Annotated in this window: 22 protein-coding genes and 1 other RNA gene; 14 read left to right on the top strand and 9 right to left on the bottom strand. The window is 59.1% G+C overall.

Translation table 11 applies throughout. From position 1 onward, the window contains the following. The 4 genes from EXQ56_00245 (at position 1) to EXQ56_00230 (ending at position 4,982) form a co-directional block, all read left to right on the top strand. A complete protein-coding gene (locus tag EXQ56_00245) occupies positions 1-2,439 on the top strand; it encodes a xanthine dehydrogenase family protein molybdopterin-binding subunit (protein ID MSO18889.1) in 2,439 nt (812 codons plus the stop codon). Between the two features lie 106 nt (positions 2,440-2,545). Beyond that, complete coding sequence (locus EXQ56_00240; protein ID MSO18888.1) at positions 2,546-3,427, top strand: xanthine dehydrogenase family protein subunit M; 882 nt, start codon at positions 2,546-2,548, stop codon at positions 3,425-3,427. Next, entirely contained in the window at positions 3,428-4,453 is a 1,026-nt protein-coding gene (locus EXQ56_00235) for a hypothetical protein (protein ID MSO18887.1), read from the top strand. It begins immediately after the preceding gene. A 58-nt stretch (positions 4,454-4,511) separates the two neighbouring features. After that, complete coding sequence (locus EXQ56_00230; protein MSO18886.1) at positions 4,512-4,982, top strand: DinB family protein; 471 nt, start codon at positions 4,512-4,514, stop codon at positions 4,980-4,982. Here EXQ56_00230 and EXQ56_00225 read toward each other — a convergent pair. The 3 genes from EXQ56_00225 to EXQ56_00215 form a co-directional block, all read right to left on the bottom strand. Beyond that, positions 4,979-5,533, bottom strand: coding sequence for a 3-deoxy-D-manno-octulosonate 8-phosphate phosphatase (locus EXQ56_00225; GenBank protein MSO18885.1), 555 nt, complete (start codon positions 5,531-5,533; stop codon positions 4,979-4,981). The genes EXQ56_00230 and EXQ56_00225 overlap by 4 nt on opposite strands. Before the next feature lie 137 nt (positions 5,534-5,670). Next, on the bottom strand, positions 5,671-6,624 hold the full coding sequence (locus EXQ56_00220; GenBank protein ID MSO18884.1) for a KpsF/GutQ family sugar-phosphate isomerase: 954 nt from the start codon (positions 6,622-6,624) through the stop codon (positions 5,671-5,673). A gap of 170 nt (positions 6,625-6,794) precedes the next feature. Then, complete coding sequence (locus tag EXQ56_00215; GenBank protein MSO18883.1) at positions 6,795-7,628, bottom strand: 3-deoxy-8-phosphooctulonate synthase; 834 nt, start codon at positions 7,626-7,628, stop codon at positions 6,795-6,797. Between the two features lie 73 nt (positions 7,629-7,701). Here EXQ56_00215 and EXQ56_00210 point away from each other — a divergent pair, with 73 nt between their 5' ends. After that, entirely contained in the window at positions 7,702-7,995 is a 294-nt protein-coding gene (locus tag EXQ56_00210) for a type II toxin-antitoxin system Phd/YefM family antitoxin (GenBank protein MSO18882.1), read from the top strand. Positions 7,996-8,003: 8 nt separating this feature from the next. Here the strand turns inward: EXQ56_00210 and EXQ56_00205 are convergent, their stop codons facing one another. Next, positions 8,004-8,249, bottom strand: a complete 246-nt coding sequence (locus tag EXQ56_00205) for a ribbon-helix-helix protein, CopG family (GenBank protein ID MSO18881.1) — start codon at positions 8,247-8,249, stop codon at positions 8,004-8,006. Positions 8,250-8,305: 56 nt separating this feature from the next. Continuing rightward, complete coding sequence (locus EXQ56_00200; GenBank protein ID MSO18880.1) at positions 8,306-9,970, bottom strand: CTP synthase; 1,665 nt, start codon at positions 9,968-9,970, stop codon at positions 8,306-8,308. Between the two features lie 334 nt (positions 9,971-10,304). Here EXQ56_00200 and EXQ56_00195 point away from each other — a divergent pair, with 334 nt between their 5' ends. From EXQ56_00195 to EXQ56_00185, 3 genes are all read left to right on the top strand, one after another. Next, complete coding sequence (locus EXQ56_00195; protein ID MSO18879.1) at positions 10,305-11,267, top strand: VWA domain-containing protein; 963 nt, start codon at positions 10,305-10,307, stop codon at positions 11,265-11,267. 75 nt (positions 11,268-11,342) lie between these two features. Continuing rightward, positions 11,343-12,380 carry a VWA domain-containing protein gene (locus EXQ56_00190; protein ID MSO18878.1) on the top strand — a complete coding sequence of 346 codons (1,038 nt, stop codon included), beginning with the start codon at positions 11,343-11,345 and terminating at the stop codon, positions 12,378-12,380. A 649-nt stretch (positions 12,381-13,029) separates the two neighbouring features. Then, positions 13,030-14,139 carry a HEAT repeat domain-containing protein gene (locus tag EXQ56_00185; GenBank protein MSO18877.1) on the top strand — a complete coding sequence of 370 codons (1,110 nt, stop codon included), beginning with the start codon at positions 13,030-13,032 and terminating at the stop codon, positions 14,137-14,139. Positions 14,140-14,191: 52 nt separating this feature from the next. Here the strand turns inward: EXQ56_00185 and recR are convergent, their stop codons facing one another. The 4 genes from recR to ffs form a co-directional block, all read right to left on the bottom strand. Next, complete coding sequence (gene recR / locus EXQ56_00180) at positions 14,192-14,791, bottom strand: recombination protein RecR (GenBank protein MSO18876.1); 600 nt, start codon at positions 14,789-14,791, stop codon at positions 14,192-14,194. A 57-nt stretch (positions 14,792-14,848) separates the two neighbouring features. Then, entirely contained in the window at positions 14,849-15,178 is a 330-nt protein-coding gene (locus tag EXQ56_00175; GenBank protein ID MSO18875.1) for a YbaB/EbfC family nucleoid-associated protein, read from the bottom strand. A 26-nt stretch (positions 15,179-15,204) separates the two neighbouring features. Continuing rightward, complete coding sequence (gene dnaX, locus EXQ56_00170) at positions 15,205-17,028, bottom strand: DNA polymerase III subunit gamma/tau (GenBank protein ID MSO18874.1); 1,824 nt, start codon at positions 17,026-17,028, stop codon at positions 15,205-15,207. Positions 17,029-17,150: 122 nt separating this feature from the next. Further along, an RNA gene (gene ffs / locus EXQ56_00165) (signal recognition particle sRNA small type) lies at positions 17,151-17,249 on the bottom strand. Between the two features lie 162 nt (positions 17,250-17,411). Between ffs and EXQ56_00160 the strand changes: the two genes are divergently transcribed. The 6 genes from EXQ56_00160 to EXQ56_00135 all read left to right on the top strand — a co-directional run bounded on the left by EXQ56_00160 (position 17,412) and on the right by EXQ56_00135 (position 24,440). Next, on the top strand, positions 17,412-18,749 hold the full coding sequence (locus EXQ56_00160) for a DUF4147 domain-containing protein (protein MSO18873.1): 1,338 nt from the start codon (positions 17,412-17,414) through the stop codon (positions 18,747-18,749). A gap of 105 nt (positions 18,750-18,854) precedes the next feature. Continuing rightward, positions 18,855-19,607: a glycosyltransferase family 2 protein gene (locus EXQ56_00155; protein MSO18872.1), complete on the top strand. Its 753-nt coding sequence runs from the start codon at positions 18,855-18,857 to the stop codon at positions 19,605-19,607. Positions 19,608-19,637: 30 nt separating this feature from the next. Continuing rightward, the gene (locus EXQ56_00150; protein ID MSO18871.1) at positions 19,638-20,243 is read left to right on the top strand and encodes a hypothetical protein; all 606 of its coding nucleotides are present in this window, start codon (positions 19,638-19,640) and stop codon (positions 20,241-20,243) included. A 105-nt stretch (positions 20,244-20,348) separates the two neighbouring features. Further along, positions 20,349-20,750 carry a hypothetical protein gene (locus EXQ56_00145; protein MSO18870.1) on the top strand — a complete coding sequence of 134 codons (402 nt, stop codon included), beginning with the start codon at positions 20,349-20,351 and terminating at the stop codon, positions 20,748-20,750. Positions 20,751-20,818: 68 nt separating this feature from the next. After that, the gene (gene alaS, locus EXQ56_00140) at positions 20,819-23,476 is read left to right on the top strand and encodes an alanine--tRNA ligase (protein MSO18869.1); all 2,658 of its coding nucleotides are present in this window, start codon (positions 20,819-20,821) and stop codon (positions 23,474-23,476) included. A 91-nt stretch (positions 23,477-23,567) separates the two neighbouring features. After that, the gene (locus EXQ56_00135; protein MSO18868.1) at positions 23,568-24,440 is read left to right on the top strand and encodes a lytic transglycosylase domain-containing protein; all 873 of its coding nucleotides are present in this window, start codon (positions 23,568-23,570) and stop codon (positions 24,438-24,440) included. Positions 24,441-24,442 lie beyond the last annotated feature (2 nt).

Raw genomic sequence — 24,442 nt, 5'->3', positions numbered from 1 at the left:
ATGGCCACCAGCAAGCGTCCCGCCCGCAAAACCAATTCCGCGAAGCGAAGCAACGGCGCATCCCCTGCAAAGACAGCGGCGACTCGCTCCGCACCATTCTCCGGCCAGTCCATTCTGCGCAAGGAGGACCAGCGCCTACTCACCGGGCAGGGACAGTTCGTCGATGACATTCGTCTGGCCGACACCGTCCACATGGCGATGCTGCGCAGCCCCTACGCGCACGCCCGCATCGTACGCGTCGATGCCAGCCGTGCTCGCGCGCTACCGGGCGTACTCGATGTTCTGACCGGCCCGGACGTGAAGGATGCGCTCGGCGTCATTCCTGTCCTGGCGCGCATGCCTGATTTCAAGTACCCGCTGCATTACTTCCTTGCCGTGGACCGCGTGCGGTATGCGGGTGAACCAGTGGCCGCCGTGGTGGCCGAAGACGCTTACACGGCGCGCGACGCAGTCGAATTGATTGATATTGAGTACGAGCCGCTGCCGGTAGTGATCGACGCCGAGAAAGCCTTGGAGAAAGACGCGCCGCGCCTGCACGAAGAACTGCAAAACAATGTTGGCGGAACCTACTCCGTAGTTTCCGGAGATGTGCTGGAAGCATTTCGCCACGCCGATCACATCGTGAAAGCGCGCATCGTGAATCAGCGGCTGGCCCCCTCCGCCATGGAGTGCCGCGCGGTACTCGCGAGTTTCCAGCCAAGCGACGGCACGCTCACGCTGTGGACTTCCACGCAGATCCCGCACTTGTTACGCAATTTTCTCGCGATCACTTTGCAGATTCCCGACAATCGTATGCGCGTGATCGCGCCGGACGTCGGCGGCGGCTTCGGCAGCAAGCTGAACGTTTATCCCGAAGACGCGCTCGCGCCATTTCTGGCGATGAAGCTGCGTCGGCCCGTGAAGTGGGCCGAGTCGCGGCGCGAGAATATGCGGACCACCACGCATGGTCGTGCTCAGGTGCAGAAGGTGGAGATGGCGTTCGCCAAAGACGGGCGCATCCGCGGCATGCGCTGCCGGAGCATCTTTGATGCCGGAGCCTACTTCCATATGTTCACCGCCGTCGGTCCCACTTCCACGGCGAACCTCGGCTCGGGCTGCTATAAGATTCCGGCGTACTCCTTCGGCGTAACTGAAGTCTTCACCAACAAGATGTCTACTGACGCCTATCGCGGCGCGGGGCGGCCCGAGGCGATTTTCCTGATCGAGCGCATGATGGACATCGCCGCGCAGCAGATGGGTATGGACCCGGTGGCGCTGCGCCGCAAAAATTTGATCACTCCGCAGGACCTGCCGTTCATCACGCCGACGGGCCGCGTCTATGATACGGGCAACTACCCGCGCGACCTGCGCTCCGTGATGGATGCGGCGGGCTACGACGATTTGCGCCGCAAGCAGGCGGCGTGGCGCGCCGAGGGCCGGCTGATGGGCATCGGCATCGCCAGCTATGTCGAGAACTGCGGCCCCGGCCCCACCAGCGGCAAGCCTCCCGGCGGAGGATGGGAGTCCGCCACGGTGCGCGTCGAGCCGTCGGGACGCGTTACAGTTCTCACCGGCACATCACCGCACGGGCAGGGTGAAGAGACCACCTTCTCGCAGATTGTGGCCGATGAGTTGGGCGTGCCGATGGATCGCATCGCGGTGATCCACGGCGATACTCTGGTAGTGGCGGCCGGCATCGGGACATTCGGGAGCCGCAACACATCGGTGGGCGGCAGCGCGATCCTGCTCTCCTGCCGCAAGCTGAAGGAGAAGATCACCGCCATCGCCGCGCACCTGCTGGAGACTAAACCTGAACGCATGATCTGGCGTGGCGGAGAGTTGCTCGTAAAGGGCGCGCCGAGCAAATCAATAACCATTGATGAGGTGGCGCAAGCAGCGTATCGCGCACGCCATCTGCCGCGTGGCGTCGAACCGGGCCTGGAAGCCAACAGCTTCTACAACCCGCGCTCGCTCACCTTCCCCAGCGGCGCGCACCTGTGCGTGGTGGAGGTGGACCGCGACACCGGCGAGGTGAAGCTGCTCGACTATTACGCCGTTGACGATTGCGGTCGCGTGATCAATCCGCTCCTGGTGGAGGGGCAAATTCAGGGCGGCATCGCGCAGGGCATCGGCCAGGCGCTCTACGAAGAGATGCTCTTCGACGAGAACGGGCAGATGCTGACCGGCGAGTTCATGGACTACGCGCTGCCGCACGCCGCGCACACTCCGCCCTACCACTGCACGCGCAGCAACACGCCGACCGAGGCCAATCTGCTCGGCGTGAAAGGCGTGGGCGAGTCTGGCACGATCGGCGCCACGCCCGCCGTGGTCAACGCGGTGATGGACGCCCTCGCGCCTTTCGGCGTGCGCCACATCGACATGCCCCTGAAGCCCGAAAAAATCTGGAAGGAGATGAGAACAGCAGAAGACAGAAGTCAGGAGACAGGAGTCAAAATATGAGCGCACCCAATCTTCATCAAGGCGCATTCATCGCACGCAGATTGACGGCGTGGCGACCTGGTTTTCATTCTGTCTCCTGTCTTCTGTCTCCTGTCTTCTAGCTCTTATGTTCCCCGCGCCATTCACTTACGTCCGCCCGGCCAGCCTCGATGAGGCGTTGCAGTTCCTCGCCCATCATCCCGAGGACACCAAGGTGCTCGCAGGAGGGCAGAGCCTGATCCCGCTGCTGAAGTTGCGGCTGGTCTTTCCCCGCTTTGTGCTGGATATCGGGCGGCTCGAAGAGTTGCACGGCATCCATGAACACGGTGCGGCGATTGAGATCGGCAGCTTGCTGCGTCATGTCGAGATCGAGCGGTCGGAGCTGCTGCGTCGCGCCGCGCCACTCTTGGCGGAGACCGCCGCGGAGATTGGCGACGTGCAGGTGCGCAATCGCGGAACCATCGGCGGCAGCCTCGTCCACGCCGACGCCGCGGGGGATTTCCCCGCCGCCGCGCTCGCCTTGGACGCGCAGATGGTGATTCGCGGCAAGGCCGGCGAACGCGTGGTGGCGGCACAAGACTTCTTTGTGGACTTGATGACCAGCGCGCTCCAGCCCGATGAAATCCTGACCGCGGTTCGTCTCTCGGACATGCGCGCGCGCTTCGGCCCGCGCACCGGAACCGCTTACGTGAAGTTGCGCCAGCAGGCCTCCGGCTTCGCCATCGCCGGCGCCGCGGCGCTCATTTCATTGGACGCATCGAAAAAAATCACGCACGCTCGCGTGGCCATCACCGGAGTCAACGGTGTTCCCTACCGCGCGATGACGGTGGAAGCAAAGCTGCTAGGTGAAGTGGCTGGCGATTCGTTAATTGCCTCCGCGTCGCAACATGCCGCCGACGGCATTGACCCACTCTCCGACATCCACGCCAGCGCGGACTACCGCCGCGACATGGCTTGCGTGATCACCCGGCGCGCGCTGCTGAAATCTCTTGCCCGGACTCGAGGTTGAATGATGGGAAGTGGTTTCTCAATTCCCGATAACCATGTATTTTCTTTCGTTGTTCTTACAAATGCAACGAAAGTGCCAGACTTTGCGAGTCCGATCGAATTGGGCAGTGAATTCTGCGTCCTTTGCAATCCCCATAATGATATCGGAATAGATTGGGTTCCCTGGGTCGGACACGAACGGTCCCGCCAGATTGCAACCAGCAACTTCGCACTGGGCATTGTAAGGGAAATATCCAATCCGGACCCGCTTTACCAGCATCTCCACAAATTGCAAGTGGAACTTCACATGCTACTCAGTGCAATCTTTCTTCAAGGTTTTCCAGACTATGGAAAGGGATTCTTCATAACGGGAGCGAAGTATGGGGGAGACTTATACAATGTGTCATCAAGCGACCGTATTCTTGAGCGGAAGAATCCATACGTTTTCGCCAAACCTTTGAACGTCGACCAAATTCGGCAGGCCATTGGAATGCTTCCAGCGATAAAATCCGTTTACCAGAGCGATGATACATTTCGATTAAGAAGAGGGTTTGGTGCGTGGCGCATTGCAACTGAGGAAAAATTCGGGGATGAAAGATTGCATCAGTGTATAAGGTCGCTGGAAGCATTGGTCCCTCCCGACAAAGGATGTAACGCCAATGGATTTGCAAACCACTGCGAGCTTTTTACTGGACGATCCGGCACCTCACACCGGTTACTACAGGACCTGTACAGAATACGTAACCACACGGAGCATATGATAGAGATAGCTGAGGTGTTCTTTGCGGACCGTCCTGAAAGGGACCGAAAACGGCTTGTATGGCAGCGCGTTGTTCAGGCAGAACTTCTGACTTCAAATGTCTATACTAAAATTTTTTCCGAGCCATTACTGTTTGAGCAGTTCGGGACAGACTCGCAGAGAAAGTTGTTTTGGCTGGCAGCCAAGAAAACTCCTACTTTATGGCGAAATCAAATAAACCTGCTAGAAGTTTTAGACGAAAACTTTGATTTTCCATCAAGCTTCGATCTGGAGTCTACTCAATACTGAGCCTGGCCGATAGCATCTTGCAATCTAACCACAGTTGCTAGCGATACTTGGTTATCTTATGAACAACGCAGCACGGGTTGAGGTCGAAAGAATCGGGGAACAGATTCGCCGCGCCTACGAAGGGCCGTCGTGGCATGGGCCAGCGGTGAAGGAAGTGCTGGCGGGCATCACGGCTAAACAGGCGCATCAGCGGCACGGCAATGCACACTCGATTATTGAACTCGTGCTGCACATCTTGGCGTGGAAGTCGATCGTGCGCAGCCGCGTGCTGGGCGAGCCAGCCGGAGAGATTCCCGCGAACGTGGATTGGCCCAAACCGCAGGGCGAGGGGCAGGTGGCGTGGGACGCAGCGCTGGCGCGGCTGGAGAGAAGTCAGGCTGAGTTGCTGGATGTGCTGAGTGGTATCGAAGATGCTCGGCTGGCGGAACCGCTCGCGGGCACGCCGTGGAAGTTTGGTGATCTGGCGGCCGGCGTGGTCGACCACGACGTCTACCACGCCGGGCAGATCGCACTGCTCAAGAAACTCTAATCCAAATAACGCTTCACGGCGTCGTCCCACTTGTTCTGCGCCTTGAGGATGAACTCGATGGCCTCGCGGACCGCGCCGCGACCGCCGGACTTTTCTGTCACGATGTGGGCGACCTTCTTGACGTCATCGCAGGCGTTGGCCGGGGCCACGGCGAGGGCGGCGCGGCGCATCATGGGCAGGTCCTGCCAATCGTCGCCGATGTAGCAGAGGATCGCATCGGTCAGCTCGTGTTCGTCAAGCAGCTTGATGTACGACTCGATCTTGTTGTGGCTGCCCTGCTCGACGATGCTGATGCCCAAATCCTTGGCGCGCCAGGTAACGCTGTCGGAGGCGCGGCCGGTGAGGATGCCGGTGCGCAGGCCCACGCGATGCGCGAAGGTGATGGCCACGCCGTCAGAGACGTCAAACGTTTTCATCTCGCGACAGCCGCCGCTGCCGTCGGGGATCAGATAAATCCGCCCGTCTGTCATCACGCCATCGACATCCATGAGAATGAACTCCACGCGCTTGGCGCGCTCCACGGCGTCGGGAGTTTGGAGTTGTAGAGGCATGGATGACCTTCAGGAAGTAGAGGAAGCAAAGGAGGCAGAGAAAGCAAAAGATTGCTTGCTCGTCATCTCCCGCGTTTCGTGCTGTTGCGTTTCCTCTGCCTCCTCTGCTTTCTTTGCTTCGTTCTTTAATCCTGTTCTCAAATCCACTGCGTTCTCCACAGATCGTGCAGGTGGAGCAATCCTTCGATGCGGCCGCGCGCATCGACTACCGGCAACGCCGTAATCTTCTTCGACTCCATCAGCTTCAGCGCGCGCGTGGCGATCTCGTCGCGTCCAATGGTCGTGGGATTCGCCTTCATGCAATCGCGCGCCGTGCGGCCCCGCCAGTCGCCCGGAGATTTGGGGAACCAGCGCCGCAAGTCGCCATCTGTGATGACGCCAGCCAGGCGTTTCTGTTGATCCGCCACCAGGGCCAAGCCAAATCCTGTGCGGGATATTTCGGCGATGACCTTCGCCATCGGCGTGGTTTGCAAGACAATCGGCACCGCCTTGCCGGTGTGCATCAATTGCTCGACGCGGCGGATGCGGCGGCCCAGCTCGCCTCCCGGATGCAGCTCGGCGAAATGATCCTCGCGGAACCCTTTGCGCTCCAGCAGCGCCACAGCCAGCGCGTCGCCGAGCGCCAGCGACGCCGTAGTGCTGGCTGTGGGTGCGAGGTTCATCGAGCAGGCTTCCTTGCGGATGCTGACGTCGAGCAGCACGTCAGACGCGCGGGCCAGCGTGGACTTCAGGCCGCCGGTCATGCCGATCAACGGGATGCCCAGCCGCTTGATGCGCTCCAGCAGGCGCAGCAACTCCTCGGTCTCGCCGCTGTAGGAAAGCGCCAGCACCAGGTCGCCTTCGACGAGTTTTCCCAGGTCGCCGTGGATGGCCTCAGCCGGATGGAGAAAGAAGGACGGTGTGCCGGTGCTGGAAAATGTTGCGGCGATCTTCTGCGCGATCAAGCCGCTCTTGCCCATGCCAGTTACGATCACGCGGCCCTTGGTGGCGGCGAGCAACTCAACGGCTGTCTCAAACTCACCATTCAAGCGGCGCAGCAGCGCGGAGATGGCCGCGGCTTCGGTGCGCAGAACTTCGCGCGCGGTGGCGATGGGTGAGGCGAGTGACGAGCGACGAGTGACAAGTCGCGAGCGCGCCGCTCGGGACTTTATACGCTTTGATGCTGGTCTGGAAATCTTGTCACTCGTCACTTGTCACTCGTCACTTTTGCAGGGGTCCGCTTGCTTACGCGCGCGGCACTGTTACCGCCAGGGCGCCGGAATCACAGCCAGGGGCGGACGACACGATCAATCGCCAACAAGCGTTCGAGCAGCGGCTCCAGTTGCGCAAGCGGCAGGGCATTCGATCCATCCGAGAGCGCCTCGGCGGGGTTGTCATGGACTTCCATGAAGATGCCGTCGAGGCCCGCCGCCACGCCGGCGCGCGCCAGCGGCTCGATGAACTCGGGCTGCCCGCCGCTGGCATTGCCAGCGCCACCGGGCAACTGCACGCTGTGCGTAACGTCCAGCACCACGGGATAGCCGGTCTTGCGCATGACGGGGAGCGAACGCATATCCACAACCAAATTATTATAGCCGAATGATGACCCGCGCTCGGTGAGGATGATCTTCTTGTTGCCCGTGCTGACCACTTTCTCGATGGCGTGCAGGAATTCCTGCGGCGAGACGAACTGCCCCTTCTTCAGATTCACCACCGCGCCGGTCTGGCCCGCCGCGACGAGCAGATCGGTCTGGCGGCACAGGAACGCGGGAATCTGGATCACGTCGCAGACCTCCGCCACGGGCGCAGCCTGCCCCGCTTCATGAATGTCGGTGAGGATCGGCAGGCCCGTCTCATCCTTCACGCGCTTCAGCGCGGCAAGACCCTTCTCCAAGCCAGGCCCGCGGTAAGAGTGCACGCTGGTGCGGTTGGCCTTGTCAAACGACGCCTTGAAGATATACGGCACGCCCAGCCGCTTGGCGATGGCGCTGATCTCGCGGGCCATGCGCAGCACATGCGCGTCGCTCTCAATCACGCACGGCCCCGCGATCAGGAAGAATGTATTGCCGTTGCGCCAGGGCATATCGAATTGCGGTTTGGATGGTTGCTCCATCATGTCCTCGAACCTTGAGTATAAACGAGAATTATTTTGCTGCAGCATTTCCTGCGGCACTGGATAATCGTAAATGATGAAAGTCTATACCTATTCCGAGGCGCGCAAACGTTTAGCCATTGTCCTGGAACAGGCAGGGAAGGAAGGCGAAGTGCGTATTCGGCGACAGGATGGACAAGTGTTCGCGGTGCGGCCCGAACGCTCGAAATCCTCCCCGCTGGACGTCGGGGGACTGAACCTGCGCCTGACCCGCAAGGAAAATGTGAATTACGTGCGCGCCGGAAGAAAACCCGTTCCAGAAGTTCGTCCGCTTGCATCCCGGTCAGCCCGACCGAAGCGCCGCTCTAACTTACACGCGGATGTTGGATAGCGTGCCATTCATGTGCGGGTTTTACGCTTTAAGTCTGTTGCAAAGCCATGCCGCCTCATGGCCTCTTCCAGCGGGATGGATTTTCCGTCTTTGAGATAACGGGCATATGCCTGCTCAGCGAAATGAACGTCCTCTATGTCCTCCAAGTGCCGCAGGATGGCCTCGCGGGCATAATAGGTCTTGGTGCGACCGGTGCGCTTGGCGAGCCGCTCCAAACGCTTTTCAATATTAACCGGCAGTCGAATGGCAAGCATGATGAGCCTCCTTGCTATACAAGTATAGCAGAACGCTCCGATATATTTGGCCAGTTCTAATCCACCGCAATGACGGATTGGGTCTTAGGCGTAGTCGATGACTCTGTGGCCGTGCCCTCCCGCTGCGCGCGGTGCTCGTTGGAGGCGGCGATGAAGGCCGCGAAGAGCGGGTGCGGCTCCAGCGGTTTCGACTTGAACTCAGGATGGAACTGGCAGCCGACGAACCAAGGGTGGCCCTCAACCTCGACGATCTCGACGTAGGTGCCGTCGGGCGTGGTGCCGGTGAGCTTCAGGCCGTGGGCGACGAGCGTCTCTTCGTACTCGCGGTTGAACTCGTAGCGGTGGCGATGGCGCTCGGAGATTTCGAGCGACCCGTAGGCGCGGTGCGCGGTGCTGCCGGGCGTGATCTTGCAGGGCCACGCGCCCAGGCGCATGGTGCCGCCCAGCTCATCGACGCCGCGCAGCTCACGCAGCTTGTAGATCACGCGGTGCGGCGTGGCCGGGTCGAACTCGGAGCTGTCGGCGCCTTCGAGGCCGCAAACGTTGCGGGCGTACTCGATGACGGCGGTTTGCATCCCTAAGCAGATGCCGAAGTAAGGAACCTTGCGCGTGCGCGCATACTCGATGGCGCGGATCATGCCCGCCACGCCGCGCTTGCCAAAGCCGCCGGGCACCAGGATGCCGTCGTAAGATTTAAGTTGCTCTTCCCAGTTCTCGCCTTCGACGCCTTCGGCTTCAATCCATTTCAAATCTACTTGCAGATTATTGGCCAGCCCACCGTGGATCAACGCTTCCTTCAAGCTCTTGTAGGAGTCTTCATAGTCGACGTACTTGCCGACAATGCCGATGGTTACCGTGCCCGCCGGATTCTTTATGCGGTGGACGATCTCTGCCCACTTCTCCATGCGGCGCTCGCCTGCCTGCAGGTTCAGATGGTTGAGAATGATCTCGTCGAGGCCTTCGCTGGCGAGTGAGAGGGGCACTTCGTAGATGCACTCGACGTCGCTGGCGGTGATCACGGCTTCCTTGGCCACGTTGCAGAACAGCGCGATCTTCTCTTTGAGTTCCGGCGACAGGTAGCGGTCCGTGCGGCAAAGCAGGATATCGGGCTGGATGCCGTTTTCGAGCAACTGCTTCACGCTGTGCTGCGCCGGCTTGGTCTTCAGTTCGCCGGCGGCGGCGATGTAGGGGACCAGCACCAGGTGCAGAAAAACCGTGTCCTGGCGCGGAAGTTCCTGGCGCATCTGGCGCAGCGACTCGATGAACGGCAGCGATTCAATGTCGCCGACGGTTCCGCCGATCTCTACAATGACCACATCCACGTCGGCGGAGACTTTCTTGATGGCCGCCTTGATTTCGTTGGTTACGTGTGGAATCACTTGCACGGTTTTGCCGAGGTAGTCGCCACGGCGCTCCTTGGTGATGATCTGCTCGTAGATACGGCCGGAGGTGAGATTATTGTCGCGAGTGAGGCGCGCATGGGTATAGCGCTCGTAATGGCCGAGGTCGAGATCGGTCTCGGCTCCATCGTCGGTGACGTAAACCTCGCCATGCTGGAAGGGGCTCATGGTGCCGGGGTCAACGTTCAGGTACGGATCAAACTTCTGGAGCGTGACCTTCAGACCGCGGCTCTCCAGCAGCGAGCCGACCGAGGCAGCCGCCAGACCTTTACCCAGCGAGGAGACCACCCCGCCCGTTATAAACACATACTTGGGTTTCATGAAACCTCCCGAAACACTCTAATCGCTACGGCCTGCCAGGCCCTTTCCCAGGTGGGGACACCGCTGAGGACGATTCAATTTTAGGTGGAATTGAGCCTTGCCAGTCAGCACTGTGGCCAGGATCATAGGAAACTTTACCTTCAGAAATGGAGGCAGGCAAAAAGGAATTCTAGCACATCTACAGGCAAGCCGGGACCGCTTCATTTGCCGTTGTAAAAAATATATATATTTTACTTGCGCGCCGCTGAGGTAAGCGGTACGATGAGGCCAACTCGGAAGCCCAAATGGGGGCCAAATGGCGATAGCCCGGAAGACAAGCCGTACACTCATCTTCATGCTGGCGGTGATTTGTGTCTCGCGTTTTGTTGCTTGGGGAGCCGAGCCGGAAGTCGCAATTGATGAAGAGCAGATTGGAGTTCAGGCCGATTCCGACGTGCTCGAGCCGACCACACAACGGCCTATCCGCGTGGAAGTACCGCTGGTTCTGGTCCAGGTCAGCGTGGTTGATCCTTACAACCGATTTGTAACCGGGCTCGACAAGGAACATTTCCGCGTATTGGAAGACAAGCAGTCCCAGGACATTCAGCACTTCTCGAATGAAGACGTGCCTCTCTCTGCCGGAATAATTTTCGACGCCAGCGGCAGCATGTCAGACAAGCTGGACAAGGCACGCATGGCGGTGATGCAGTTCTTCCGCAGTTCCAATCCGGAAGACGAGTTCTTCCTGATCAGCTTTAACGACCGCCCCACGCAACTGATGGATTTCACTTCGGATGGCGGAACCCTGCAAAGCAAGCTGAATTTCGCCGAAGCGAAGGGCCGCACCTCGCTGCTGGATGCCATCTACCTGGGATTGCATGAGATGCGCAAGGCCAAGCATTCGCGCAAGGTGTTGCTGGTTATTTCCGATGGCGGCGACAACCACAGCCGATATTCCGAGAGTGAAATCAAGCGCGCCGTACGCGAGTCGGACGTGCAGATTTACGCCGTCGGAATCTTTGAGCCGTACTCCAGCCGCAGCCGCACGCCGGAGGAATTGGCCGGTCCCGGCCTGCTAACGGAAATCGCGGAGATGACTGGCGGTCGGCAGTTCCCTGTCGAGAATCCCAATGATCTGCCCGACATTGCCCGCAAGATCGGACGCGAGCTGCGCAACCTTTACGTTCTGGGCTACACTCCCACCAATGACACCCGCGACGGCAAATGGCGCAAGATTCAAGTGCAGTTGAAGCCGCCTCGCGGTTTGCCCCCATTGCAGCTTTTCAATAAAGCTGGTTATTATGGACCTCAGGAGTAATTCGGAGCCACCGCTCCAGCTCCTTTCGACTTGACGAAAAATTAAGCATTCATGGTCATGTCGCGCGAGGGCCTTATGGGTCGGCTCAGACGGTTCCTACTTCTCATCGTTTCATTTCTCTGCTTCAGCCTGACTCCGTCCGGATCGCCTCCTGCTACTGCGGGACAATCACAGCCCATCCCCCCAGCACCCTCTACGAATGAATCCTCTACGGCGGTAGTGGATGTCCCGGCAAAGAGAAAAACGGCAGGGGAAGAGACAGACGATTACGTCATCAGCGTGGAGGCGGAACTGGTGGTATTGCATGCCACCGTTACTGACAAGAATGGCAAGCCAGTCGCCGACCTCAAGCGGAACGAGTTCCGCGTTTTTGAGAATAAAGTCGAGCAGAAATTGAAGGTCTTCAAGCGCGAGGACATCCCGGTCGCCGTGGGCATCCTGGTGGACAACAGCGGCAGCATGCGCGACAAGCGCAAAGGCGTGAACGCCGCCGCACTGAAGTTCGTCAAAAGCAGCAATCCGCTCGACGAAGTCTTCATCGTCAACTTCAACGAAGAGTCCTTCCTCGACGCCGAATTCACGGGCAACCTGATCCTGCTGGAAGAGGCGCTCGAGAAGATCGACGCCCGCGGCGGCACCGCCTTCTATGACGCCATCGACATGTCGCTCGACCACCTGAAAGAAAAAGCGACGCTGGATAAGCGCGTGGTCATCGCCGTTACCGACGGCGAAGATAACGCCAGCAAGGGCACACTCGAGCAACTTGTCCAGAAAGTGAATCGCGCGAATGTGATGATCTATACGGCTGCGCTGCTGGGTTCAGATGACAAGCGCGCCGCCCGTCGCGCCAAGCGCGCGCTGGAGGCCATCGCCAAAGCCAGCGGCGGCACCGCGTTCTTCCCCAAGAATCCCGCCGAAGTCGAGCAGATGGCCACCATCATCGCCGACGATATTCGTAACCAGTACGTGCTGGCCTACACCCCCACCAACGCCGCCAAGGATGGTTCGTTCCGCCGCGTGGAGATTCAGCTCAACGCCCCTAAGCGCGGCAAGCTGAACATCCGCGCCCGCACCGGCTACTACGCCCCCACCGCGCAAGCGCCCGCTCGCTGATTCCCCGCCGTTCAGCTTCCAAGCCGCTAATAAAAATTACCTTGACACGGCCCCGGGGGGGGGCACTCGTCACGACTTAACCCCCTTGGTCAGTTCCATATTATTTGAGATATGCTGGAGGTAAGAATGTCGTATAAGGGTAACCTGCGATCCACTGCTCATGTATCAAAAAAGAATAGATTGAGATTTTGGATGCTTGTCCTTACTTCACTCTTGCCATTTTCCCATGCCCAAACAGATTGTCCAGGGGTATTTGTCGGGATTGGCACGTTTCGAACGAATGGAAATCATGTTCAGGGTAAGTCCGTGTTTTGGTCATCAGATCCCAATCGAATATTTTGGACGGCAACTTTTAGGGCGAGGCTGTACTTTATCGGATCTAGTGGAACTGTATTAGTCGCTACCGGCAGCACAACCAACGCGCAAATAGCCGGATCAGACACTGCAACTACCGGGGCGGTAGTCAATCTAAACGCAGCACTAGAACCGCGTGGAAACGGAAGCTATCAACTGGTCGTTGATGCTGGTGCTACGACCCAATGTCAAGGGAACAGCCAAACTTATCCATTAATCTCAGTCACTCCACGTCCCATCCAACGGCCGACGATAGACACGAGCGGAATTAACGGAGTGCTGGAGGAAAACGGAAATGAAAAGTCGCAATGTGTTCTTAAGAGTATTCTGTCTCCTACTCGTTTTTGTGTTCTTGGGGCTACCTGGATTTGGCTATCCGGTGGGGGGCAAGCCGCTGGGCCGTCTTCTCAGTGAAGCCGATGAAGTCGTCGTAGCTAAAGTTCAGAGCGTTGTAAGGTCGGGTGACGTGATCGACGTTGCACTCCTGATTGCCAGATCGATAAAAGGGGATGCTCAAATAAATGCGACTTTCATCGCTAGCTGGTCGGTATCGTCGAACGATCTTGGCAACGAAACCGGGTTAGCTGGAAAATCAGGGATTTTCTTCCTTAAGAAGAAGACAGAAGTTGCTTGGAAGATACTTCCCGTCTTGAACGGTTCCATACCCCTTGATATCAGCTTTATCAACCTGCCAATTAAGCCACTTTCCTGCGCGGCAAATGCAACACCGCTAGATAAGCTAATAGAGGAAATTGTTTCTGGCATAGTAGATCCTAGTACCCCAAGGGCAGGAGAAATGTTTCTCGCGGCGCTCGGGGACATTGATCCAGTCCGGCTTAAGGCGGTCGGAAATGGGCTCTTGAATTCTTCCATCCCATCTGTCAAAGCAATAGGGTTGGGGCTTCTTCTCGACAAGGGTGACCGAAGCGCATTGTTAGGATTAGGCAACGGACGAGAGATGGGGCTCAGCTCCGAGCAGATGAGTACTCTGGCAAGATCAGTTGCTCGTTATCGTGATTCTGACGCAGCTGCAATTCAATCGCTTGGTACCATGGCTGGCGGCGCAGAACCTTTAAGGTCCGCAGCAGTCGCCGCACTGAGGGCAATTCACACCAGGAAAGCTCTTCCTTTTCTTGCCGAACTGCTTAACGGCAATTCGTCCGAGTTGCGCTACGCAGCAGTGGCGGGCATAGCATCGTTCGCCAATGGCCTCCCCGTGCAAACTCTTGAAAACTACACGAGCATGGCTTTTGCGTCGTCAAATCCCGCCGTTGTGTATGCCAACGAAGAAACCAGGCTGCATTTCCCGACAGTAGATACGTTCCTCCAAGACGAACAGAAGTACATTAGCTTTTGGAAGAATTGGTGGGCAGTAAATAAAGCGGAAATAGAAGCGAACAAATAAGTCCGAATGTGAAATCGAAGTGCCCCAGATGGAAGCTTCCCAGCCGTTCACTTCAGAAATCTTTGCGGCCGTCCATGGCGCGGGCCATGGTGGCGCGGTCGACGTACTCTAATTCGCTGCCGACGGGGACGCCGGTGGCGATGCGCGTGATGCGCGCGCCTAGCGGTCTCAGGAGTTTCGCCAGATACATGGCGGTGGCTTCGCCTTCCGATGTCGGGTTGGTGGCCATCACCACTTCTTGAATGCCACCCTGCTTCACGCGCTCGACCAATCCTTCAATGCGCAACTGGTCCGGGCCCACGCCGTGCAGCGGTGAGAGTACGCCCATCAGCACGTGATAGCCGCCGCGGAAGTGGCCAGTCTGCTCGATGGCCACGATGTTGGCGGAATCTTCCACCACGCACAGCACATGTGGGTCGCGCGAGGCATCATTGCAAATCCCGCACGGACTCGCCTCGGTGATGTTGTTGCAAATCTCGCACAAGCGGATCGACGATTTCAATTCACGAATGGCGTCGGCCAGCCGGTCGGCCTCGCCGTCTTCCACCTTCAGCAGATGAAACGCCATGCGCTGCGCCGACTTCGAACCCACGCCGGGCAGGCGCTTCAACTCGTCAATCAATTTGGCCATCGGCTTGGCATATTCTGGCATAGTGAGCGGCTCTTCTCCTGACTTCCAACTCCTGGCTTCTGTCTTCTGACTCCTGCTTTACTCGAACAGCCCTGGAATCTTTAGGCCGCCCGGCAACCCGCCAGCCAGCGCCCCCGCCATACCACCGAGCTGCTGCTTCAAGGCCTCGTCCACTTTGCGCAGGGCATCGTTGACCGCGGCCTGGATCAGGTCTTGCAGCATCTCCAGATCATTGTCCTTGGCCACCTGCGGATCGATGGTTACCTTGAGCACGCGCTTGGAGCCGTTGACTTCCACTAATACCATTCCCCCGCCGGCCGAGCCTTGCGCGCGCAGGGTCTCCATCTTCTGTTGCATGTCCTCCTGCATCTTTTTCAACTGGCCAAGCATCTGCTGGGGATTAAACAATGTATTACTCCTCGGTCGTTTCGGCGTTATCCGCGCAGGCGGCGAATGCCCGTAACAGGCTTGCCGAACACGGTCTCAAACTCTTGTATCTCCGGGTCCTGGCGGACGCGCGCCTCCATCTCCGGATCGACCGCGCCTGCCTTGCCGGTCGTACGCGGTGGCTGCTTTCCCGCAGTGGGTGCCGCGCTGGACATAGTTGCGGCGAGTTCCCGCGCCGTCTTGGCGGCGGCCACGAAACTCAGTTTCACGGGCCGTCCCACTGCCTTTGCCACCAACTGTTCCAGCAGCTTGCGATCTGCATCTGGAATTACAGAAGCCATGCCCGCGCTGGCGGTGTGGATGCGCACTTCATTTTGCGCCAGAACCCAATCGGCGTCGGCCAGCATTGAGGACAGCATCAATTTATTTTTCTCTTCCAGCTCCTGCAGCACAGCGCCCTTCCAATCCTCCGCCGTCGTGCCTGAGGTTGGCTCTGCGGATTGTGCGGGGGCGGGACCCGTCACGGGAGTACTCGGCGCGGAGGAAGCCGGCGACTCGACCACTGCCTCCAAACTCTGCCGCTTGCGAAGTGTGTCCTGCTCAAACGGGCTGGCGGCTGAAGTGCGTGGCGCACTCGGCGGCGCACCACCCGATGGCCGCGTAGATGGAGGACCTGACGGGCTGGGCAACGGCGGCTTGGGAGAAGAAGGCCCGGGAGCCACTCCATCCAGTCGTGCGATCAACTCTTCCAGAGCGACCAACCGCTCGGCGTCTACCAACTTCAGCAGGCCCAGTTCCATGGCGAAGCGTGGTTCCGCCGCATGACGAAGCTGTTGGTGTAGTTGCAGCAGGATGTCGAGAAAGCGCATCAAGTCTTCCTCGGAGAACTCTGTAGCGAGATCAGCCAGCCGTTGGCACTCCTCCGGAGAGGTTTCCAGCAGATGTGGCGCAGGCCCGGCCAGCTTGGCTACCAGCATGTTGCGCACGGCCCGAACAAGCTGAGATGAAAAATGCGGGAGCTGATAGCCTTCGTCAACGAGTTGCGCAATGACACCGAGCAAGCTCTCGCGCGACTGTGCGCGCACCGCCGCAAAGACTTCCTCCACCATATGCGACGGCACCGCGCCCAACAGTCGAAGTACAGCGTCGCCTTTGAGGTTGGCTCCAAACGCGGCGATGGCCTGTTCGAGTCGCGAGAGCGCGTCGCGCAGGCTGCCGCCCGCCGATGCCGCGATGGCGGCCAGCGCCTGTCCGTCCGCCTCCACTTTTTCGGCGGCGCAGATGGTGCCGAGATGTCCGAGAATCTCCGCGAAGCTGCCCGCGTGAAAGGCGAAGTGCTGGCAGCGCGAGAGGATGGTCTCCGGCAGGTCGTGCAGTTCGGTCGTCGCCAGGATGAAGATCACGTGGGCGGGCGGCTCTTCGAGCGTCTTGAGCAGCGCGTTGAAGCCTTCATTGGTAATCTGGTGCGCTTCGTCAATGATGAAGACCTTGTGTTTGTCGCGGGCTGGGGCGTACCGGGCGTTGTCGCGCAACTCACGCACGGCGTCGATGCCGCGATTGGAGGCCGCGTCAATTTCGATCACATCCAGGCTCCGGCCGGCGGCGATCTCCGTGCAGGACGGGCACTCGCCGCACGGCTCGGGCGGCTGGGACGTTTGTTGCCCTGGGATGATGCAGCGATGGCAGTTCAGCGCCTTGGCCATCAGTCGCGCCATGGTGGTCTTGCCGCAGCCGCGCATTCCGGAGAAGATGTAGCCGTGCCCGGCGCGATTCAGGCGCAGCGCATTCTGCAAGGTCTGCGTGACGTGCCGCTGCCCGATCACTTCAGAGAAGCGTTGCGGTCGATAAGTGCGAGCAATGACCTGATGCACTGGGTTTGATTCCGTTCAGAGAAGATTACCGGACTGCGCGCTGCATAATTATTCTGATCATTCTTACTGGTCACCGCGAAGCGACCATCGGAAGCTTTGCGCACGCCCCCACGCAGTGGGCCAGACTTCGGGACGCACCGTGGCACACGGAAGATCCTGGTACCGTTGCTTCCTTCCGGACCTAGCGGGATTGGCAGGTTTCTGTTGCACGGGGCCCGAAGTCTGATCGATTGCGTGCTGCGGAAGCGCAAGGGCCTGCTCCCACTGTTCATGGTAGCACCCGCCGCGCCCGGCTGGCAATGAATGAGGCGTCGTCTCGATTCCATTGATACAGATTTAGCTGAGTTGCCGTATAGTTCATGCTGAAGCAAGGGAAGTCCTAATTGATGACCTCGCAGGAAGCTCGCCAACTAGCCCGGGACTTGTTCCTGAAGACGCTGCCGCACCTGGATGTTGGCACGAAGATGCGTGCTATGGCGCGCCTGCGCGATGGCGTGCTGGAGATCGGGAGCGCCCGCATCCCGCTGCACTCCGGCCGCCCCGTGCGCGTGATCGCCATGGGCAAGGCCGCCATCGAGATGGCGCACGCCCTGGCGGAGATCATGGAGGGCGTGCCACTTCGCGGCGTAGTCGCCGCGCCAGCCCTTCCCACCAAACCAGTTCCTGGCTTCGAATATTTTGCGGGCGGCCACCCCTATCCCAACGAACAGAGTTTCGCCGCCGCAGTGGCGATGCTCTCATTGCTGCGAACGCACGGACGTGGCCCTGACAGCCTTGTGATTTTTCTAATTTCAGGTGGCGGGTCGTCCTTGGCGGAATTGCCCATGGATCCCACCTACTCGGTCGACAATTGGAAGACCTTTTACGCGGGGCTCGTAACCTGCGGCGCGAGCATTCAAGAGATCAATACAGTTCGCAAGCATTTTTCTGCGATCAAGGGAGGAAGGCTGGCAAGAGCCGCTGAGCCCGCTGAGCAAGTTACTATATTCGTGTCCGACGTGCCGGAGATGATGTCGTCCGTGGTAGCTTCCGGACCGTCCATGCCAGATGAATCGACATTGGATGAATGTGAAGCGGTGCTTTCCCGATACGTTCAATTCAAAAATTACCCGATGATTTTCCTACCACGAGGCCTACACAAGAACGAACCAATCGTGCCGTTGCGTGAGACTCCAAAGGATGGCCTCAGTTGCTTTGCCCGCAGTTCCTACTATTGCCTGCTGTCCAATTGGGATGCGCTTAATCTTCTCGCGAACCTGCTTTACGAAAATGAAATCATCGTTCGCACGGTGACAAGTTGTGATGATTGGGAGTTTGAAAAAGCCTCGGATTATCTATTGACTCGCCTGTCGGAACTTCGCTCGACCCATCCCGGCCAGCCCGTGGCGGTGGTCAGCGGAGGCGAATTGAGCTGCCCCGTTACCGGCGACGGAATGGGCGGGCGCAATCAGGCATTTGTGCTGGATTGTGCGCAGAAGATTGCCGGCTATGACATCGTGGTCCTTAGTGCGGGCACCGACGGAATCGACGGCAACAGCCCGGCGGCTGGCGCTATTGCCGATGGCGAAACGATCAAGCGCGCGAAGACGCTGGGCATGCACGCGGCGAGGTTTCAGGAAGAATGCGACTCGTTTCACTTTTTTGAGAAACTTGGCGACACCATCATCACCGGGCCGACAGGAACAAATGTCCGCGACCTGCGCCTCCTGCTGGCATACTGAAAAATGAGAACAGCGCCGCGACCGGGAGGGAGCGGTGGTCCTATACGCCGCCATCATTCGAGCGACCGCTCCCTTCCGGTCGCGGCTCTGTGGGGCATTTCAACCATGAAGATTTCTGCCGTCATCATCACGCTGAATGAAGAGCGCAATCTGCGCCGTGCGTTGTCGTCTGTCAGCGGCGTGGCCGACGAGGTGGTAGTCGTCGATAGCGGCAGCACCGATCTCACACACGAGATTGCCGTGCGAGGTCGCGCGCGATTCATCAAGCACGTCTGGGAAGGATATGCCCGCCAAAAGAACTTCGCTGCCGCACAGGCAGCCCACGATTGGGTGTTGAGCCTGGACGCCGACGAGGCGCTCTCGCCCGCCTTGATTGAGGAGATCAGGACTCTGAAGCAATTCGCGAATGATGAAGCGGCGGGGTATTCCATGCCTCGGCTACCGCACTACTGCGGGCGCTGGATACGCCACTCCGGCTGGTACCCGGATCGCAAGGTGCGCTTGTACGACCGCCGCCGCGCGTGCTGGGTGGGCGAATATGTTCATGAAAGCGTGGTCGTCGATGGTGAAGCAGGCGCGTTGCGCGGCGACCTGCTGCATTACACCTGCGACACCATTGAGCAGCACCGCGGCACGGTGGATCGCTATACCACGCTGGCCGCGCAGGAGGCTCACGCGCGCGGCACACGCGGGGCGCTGACCCGCATGATCCTGCTGCCGCCGTGGAAGTTCCTTGAGACGTACCTGCTGCGCGCTGGATTCCTTGATGGCGCCGCTGGGCTGACCATCGCGCGCATGGCCGCCTACTATGTTTATCTGAAATACGCGAAGCTCCGCCGGTTGCAGCGCCCCGGATGACCGTGAATAGATTATTGGCATAAAAGTGAAATGGCCTATCGCACAAAAACTCGATCCGGCAAGCCTAAAGAGCCGCCAACCGGGAACGCCGTTTACGAGATGGCCGTGAAGGCGCTGGCGCGCAGGACGCGCTCCACGGCGGAGATACGCACGTTTCTCGCGCAGCGCGGAGCCGGCGAAGCGGATATTGGAGACGCCATCGTTCGCCTGCGCGACCACGGGTATCTAGATGATGAGCGCTTTGCGCGCCTATTTGTGCGCTCGCGGATCGAGAATGAAGGTCACGGTGCAGGGCGCGTACGGCGCGATCTGGCGAAGAAGCGAGTGGGGCGCGAGATCGCCGACCAAGCGGTGCAGGCTGGCTATGAGCCGCTGAATGAGCGCGACCTGCTGCGCGACTACCTACGCCGGAAGTTGCGGTTGGCGAAGCCGCCCAGCAAGGCCTCCGCGCTGGCCACGCTGTACCAACGCTTGTTGCGCGCGGGTTTTTCGTCTGCCACAATTGTGAAGGAACTCCAGGGATTGAATTCCGCAAAACGGCGTGGCGCGGACGGCCCGTCGATTGACCCCGACAAATGGCGGGAGTGGATCGAGTCGCTCGCCGATTCTACGGATGAAGATGTGGAAACAGAATAGTATTGCGGCGTATGGTTGGTGAAGGAGTCTTGCTTGGAACAATTGAGTGGATCGGACAGATCGTCTCGATGGGTGGGCATTGGCACACTAATCCTGGCGTGTTGCGTGATGACATCCGTGGCTGCCGTAGCACAGAAAAAACCGTTGCCACCCGGGCTGCTGAATGCACGAGTGGCCTTCCTGACTGGCCAGCCGCGGATCAATCCACAGCTTCCGCCAGCCGAGGAAGCGCTGCGCAAATGGGCGCGTTGGGAACTAACGTACGACAGTGAAGTCACCGACCTGATTTTGTTGATTACTGAAAAATCAGACCCGGACATTTTCCTCAATCCCGCCGCCGCTGATCTGGCAAGGCAATACAAACCCGGCGTAGCGGTATTCCTGCATGTGATCGACCGCACAAATGGAACCGTGGTTTGGACCGAAGCAATAAAAGGGAAGGTGTCCGATCCAGCCGCGGGTAGAAAGCTAGTCGAGAACCTTCGCAAGCGGCTGCCGAAGAAGTAGAACGACAACCGAGTCATTCACTACTCACTCATGCAAAGCATCGATAGAAACCCGGTGAATACACAGCTATGAACGGAAATCAGATTCGCAAGACATTCCTGGATTACTTCGCGGAGCGTGGCCACCGCGTGGTCAGAAGTTCGCCAACCGTCCCGGCCAATGACGCTACGTTGCTGTTCACCAACGCGGGCATGAATCAGTTCAAGGACGTGTTTCTGGGACTGGAGCAGCGCGACTACATGCGCGCTACCTCTTCGCAGAAATGCATGCGCGCAGGAGGCAAGCACAACGATCTGGAGAACGTCGGGCGCACGCGCCGCCACCACACATTCTTCGAAATGCTCGGCAATTTCTCCTTCGGTTACTACTTCAAGAAGGAAGCAATCGAGTACGCATGGGAGCTGATTACCGGCGTTTACGGCATACCCAAAGACCGGCTGACCATCACAGTTTTCCGCGAGGACGACGACGCGCTGAACCTGTGGTCGAAGATCGCGGGCAAGCCCGCCAGCAGCATTTTTCGTATGGATGAGAAGGATAACTTCTGGTCGATGGGCGACACCGGCCCGTGCGGGCCTTGCTCGGAAATGCACTATGACCTGGGCCCGCAAGCGAGTGACTGGGGACATACTGACTGTCAGTTTCCATGTGAGTGCGGACGTTACGTCGAGATATGGAACCTAGTCTTCATGCAGTACAACCGCGATTCGAATGGCACGATGGTACCACTTCCAAAGCCGTCAATTGACACCGGCATGGGCTTCGAGCGACTGGCGTCCGTGTTACAGGGAAAACTGAGTAACTACGAGACAGACCTGCTATGGCCGTTGATCGTCGAGGCAGGAGAAATGGCAGGAGTCGAGTACGGCGAGAAGGCGGAGAACGACACTTCGCTACGCATACTCGCGGACCATGCCCGCGCCGCCGCGTTCCTCATTACCGATGGCGTGCTGCCCGCCAACGATGGCCGCGGCTACGTGCTGCGCAAAGTCCTGCGCCGCGCCGCGCGTCACGGCGGACAGTTGGGATTGACCGACCCATTTCTCTACAAGCTCACCGGCAAAGTCGCCGAGATGATGTCGCCGGCCTACCCGGAGCTGATCGAGTCATCTGACCGGGTGGCCACGGTGGTGAAGTCGGAGGAGCAGCGCTTCGCGCACACCCTGACAATTGCGCTGAGCGAATTCGAGAAGGTCGTTAAGGACGCCGCGAAACCCACCGGTGATACGAAGGTCGTGCTGCCGGGAGACAAGCTGTTCCGCCTCTATGACACCTTTGGGATGCCGCTCGACTGGATCAATGAGATGGCCGACGAGCGCAACTTCACCGTCGATGAAGCCGGCTTCCAGGCAGAGATGGCACGCCAGCGCGACCGCGCGCGCGCGAGTTGGAAGGGCGCGGAGAAGGCCGTGCTATCGCCCGTCTACACGGAGATATTGAAGCAGGGACAAACAATATTTGAAGGCTATCAACAGACCGAGTCTCAGAAATGCACAGTGGTCGCATTACTGCTGGATAGCAAATCGGTGAATGAGCTTCCCACCGGAAGCAAGGCGGAGTTGGTGCTGGATCACACACCGTTCTACGCCGAGTCAGGCGGGCAGGTGGGTGACACGGGCAACTTAGTTTCTGAAGTAAGTGGCGATGTGGTCGTTACGGTACAAGACACTTATAGGCCTGTCTCGGGGCTTACTTCTCATCGCGTCGTTACCAAAGCAGCAGTACACGTTGGGGATGCGGTTTCCGCGGTGGTGGATGTGGACCGTCGCCGGGCGACGATGCGCAATCACACCGCGACGCACATTTTGCACGCCGCGCTGCGGCAGGTGCTGGGGACGCACGTGAAGCAGGCGGGCTCGGTGGTCGATCCGCAGCGACTGCGCTTCGACTTCTCGCACTTCGCCTCGCTTGATCCGGTAGAACTTGCTGAGATCGAGAACCTCGCCAATCAGGAGATCCAGAAGAACAATGCGGTCGAGACGGCGGTGATGGACATTGACCGCGCGGTCGAGGGCGGAGCGTTGGCCTTCTTCGGCGAGAAGTATCCGGACAAGGTCCGCGTGGTCGCGGTGCCGGGCTTCAGCAAGGAGCTATGCGGCGGAACGCACGTCCAGCGCACCGGGGAGATCGGCCTGCTGAAGGTGGTCCACGAGGGCAGCATCTCGGCCGGCGTCCGGCGTATAGAGGCCGTAACCGGAGCGGGCGCGCTCGACCAGTTCCAAGAGGTAACCCAAATGGTTCGAGGGCTGGCCGCTGCCATGAAGACGACTCCGGCGGAGCTGTCGCAGGCCGTCGCCAGGCTGACCGAGAACCAGCGGACCCTGGAGAAGCAAATTGAAACTCTGCGTATGAAGCTGGCCAACGCGCAGCTAGTGGACATCGACTCGAAGGTCCGGTTGGTGAAGGATGTGCGGCTGCTGGCAATCCGGTCGGATGGACTTGGACGCCCTGAAATGAGGAACTTAGCGGACTCCATGCGGCAGAAGCTGGGTTCTGGAGTGGTGCTGCTGACCTCCGTGGCGGACGATAAAGTCGCGCTGATCTCAGCCGTCACTCCGGACCTAAACAAGCGGGTCCATGCCGGTAAGTTCGCACAGGCAATTGCGCAGAAACTGGGCGGTACCGGCGGCGGACGGGCAGACCTAGCCGAGGCTGGGGGGAAGGACGTTGCCCGACTCGATACCGTCCTGAATGAAGCCGCTGACGTACTGGCCGGAATGCTATAATGGGCGTGTTCTAACCGTCTATAATCACAAGCGGTTGGAGCTTTACGGACTGAATCATCAGCCCAGACATTGGCAAGAGGTATTGGCTAGTATGCGCCGCCATCGAATACGGAAAGGGCATAGCCCCTCACGTGTACGCGCTTGGGCAATCGCCACTTTGGCGATTGGTCTGATTGCGTCCAGCATTGTGCCTGGACAGGCGGCAGAGAACATCTCCGGTTTTGTCGACTCCGCGGGGCGCGTGGTCTTCGTCAACGAACCCGCGGAATCATCGGCAACGCCCAAAGTGCACACTTCCAGCAAAACTGGGGCTACCGGCCGGAAATTGCTGGCCAAGACATCCGACTCTGCTAAATCTTCCGACTCTGCGGCGTTTGCGGCAGAACCCGCCGCCGTACCCGATGAGTTAATCATTACCGAAGCACTTGGCGACCCGAGCACTGCGCCAGAATCCTCATCCCAGGATATTCCCACAGTTCCTCGTGGACGCGACTACATCGCAGAGCTCGTAAGCGACGCCGCGCGTCGACACCAGGTGGATGCCGACCTGGTCCACGCCATTGTTCGCGTGGAATCCAACTACAACCCTTACGCTGTCTCCAATAGAGGCGCGCGCGGCCTGATGCAACTGATCCCGGCGACGGCCCGTCGCTTCGGCGTGATGGATTCTTTCGACCCACGCTCGAATCTGGACGGTGGCATTCGCTACCTGAAATATCTGATGGGTATGTTCAAAGGCGATGTGCGACTCTCGCTCGCGGCATACAACGCCGGAGAGATGGCGGTAACTCGCAACGGCGGCGTGCCCCCTTATCGTGAGACGCAAAACTATATCCGCAAGATCAGCGAACTGTATTCCATGAGTACCGTCGCTGCCGCTGCGGGAGTACCGCCGGAACCGCAAATTTTCAAGTATGTGGATGATAGCGGAGTCATTCACTTTTCCAATACGGACCGGCCATAGAA

Source organism: Acidobacteriota bacterium (assembly GCA_009691245.1).
Classification (GTDB): domain Bacteria; phylum Acidobacteriota; class Terriglobia; order 2-12-FULL-54-10; family 2-12-FULL-54-10; genus SHUM01.
This window is presented reverse-complemented; position numbering and strand designations above follow the sequence as displayed.

What these genes read in the sequence shown, in the direction of transcription:
- EXQ56_00245 (MSO18889.1), top strand. Translation starts at nt 1, where the DNA reads ATGGCCACCAGCAAGCGTCCCGCCCGCAAAACCAATTCCGCGAAGCGA.
- EXQ56_00240 (MSO18888.1), top strand. Translation starts at nt 2,546, where the DNA reads ATGTTCCCCGCGCCATTCACTTACGTCCGCCCGGCCAGCCTCGATGAG.
- EXQ56_00235 (MSO18887.1), top strand. Translation starts at nt 3,428, where the DNA reads ATGATGGGAAGTGGTTTCTCAATTCCCGATAACCATGTATTTTCTTTC.
- EXQ56_00230 (MSO18886.1), top strand. Translation starts at nt 4,512, where the DNA reads ATGAACAACGCAGCACGGGTTGAGGTCGAAAGAATCGGGGAACAGATT.
- EXQ56_00225 (MSO18885.1), bottom strand. Translation starts at nt 5,533, where the DNA reads ATGCCTCTACAACTCCAAACTCCCGACGCCGTGGAGCGCGCCAAGCGC.
- EXQ56_00215 (MSO18883.1), bottom strand. Translation starts at nt 7,628, where the DNA reads ATGATGGAGCAACCATCCAAACCGCAATTCGATATGCCCTGGCGCAAC.
- EXQ56_00210 (MSO18882.1), top strand. Translation starts at nt 7,702, where the DNA reads ATGAAAGTCTATACCTATTCCGAGGCGCGCAAACGTTTAGCCATTGTC.
- EXQ56_00205 (MSO18881.1), bottom strand. Translation starts at nt 8,249, where the DNA reads ATGCTTGCCATTCGACTGCCGGTTAATATTGAAAAGCGTTTGGAGCGG.
- EXQ56_00200 (MSO18880.1), bottom strand. Translation starts at nt 9,970, where the DNA reads ATGAAACCCAAGTATGTGTTTATAACGGGCGGGGTGGTCTCCTCGCTG.
- EXQ56_00195 (MSO18879.1), top strand. Translation starts at nt 10,305, where the DNA reads ATGCTGGCGGTGATTTGTGTCTCGCGTTTTGTTGCTTGGGGAGCCGAG.
- EXQ56_00190 (MSO18878.1), top strand. Translation starts at nt 11,343, where the DNA reads ATGGGTCGGCTCAGACGGTTCCTACTTCTCATCGTTTCATTTCTCTGC.
- EXQ56_00185 (MSO18877.1), top strand. Translation starts at nt 13,030, where the DNA reads ATGAAAAGTCGCAATGTGTTCTTAAGAGTATTCTGTCTCCTACTCGTT.
- recR (MSO18876.1), bottom strand. Translation starts at nt 14,791, where the DNA reads ATGCCAGAATATGCCAAGCCGATGGCCAAATTGATTGACGAGTTGAAG.
- EXQ56_00155 (MSO18872.1), top strand. Translation starts at nt 18,855, where the DNA reads ATGAAGATTTCTGCCGTCATCATCACGCTGAATGAAGAGCGCAATCTG.
- EXQ56_00150 (MSO18871.1), top strand. Translation starts at nt 19,638, where the DNA reads ATGGCCTATCGCACAAAAACTCGATCCGGCAAGCCTAAAGAGCCGCCA.
- alaS (MSO18869.1), top strand. Translation starts at nt 20,819, where the DNA reads ATGAACGGAAATCAGATTCGCAAGACATTCCTGGATTACTTCGCGGAG.
- EXQ56_00135 (MSO18868.1), top strand. Translation starts at nt 23,568, where the DNA reads ATGCGCCGCCATCGAATACGGAAAGGGCATAGCCCCTCACGTGTACGC.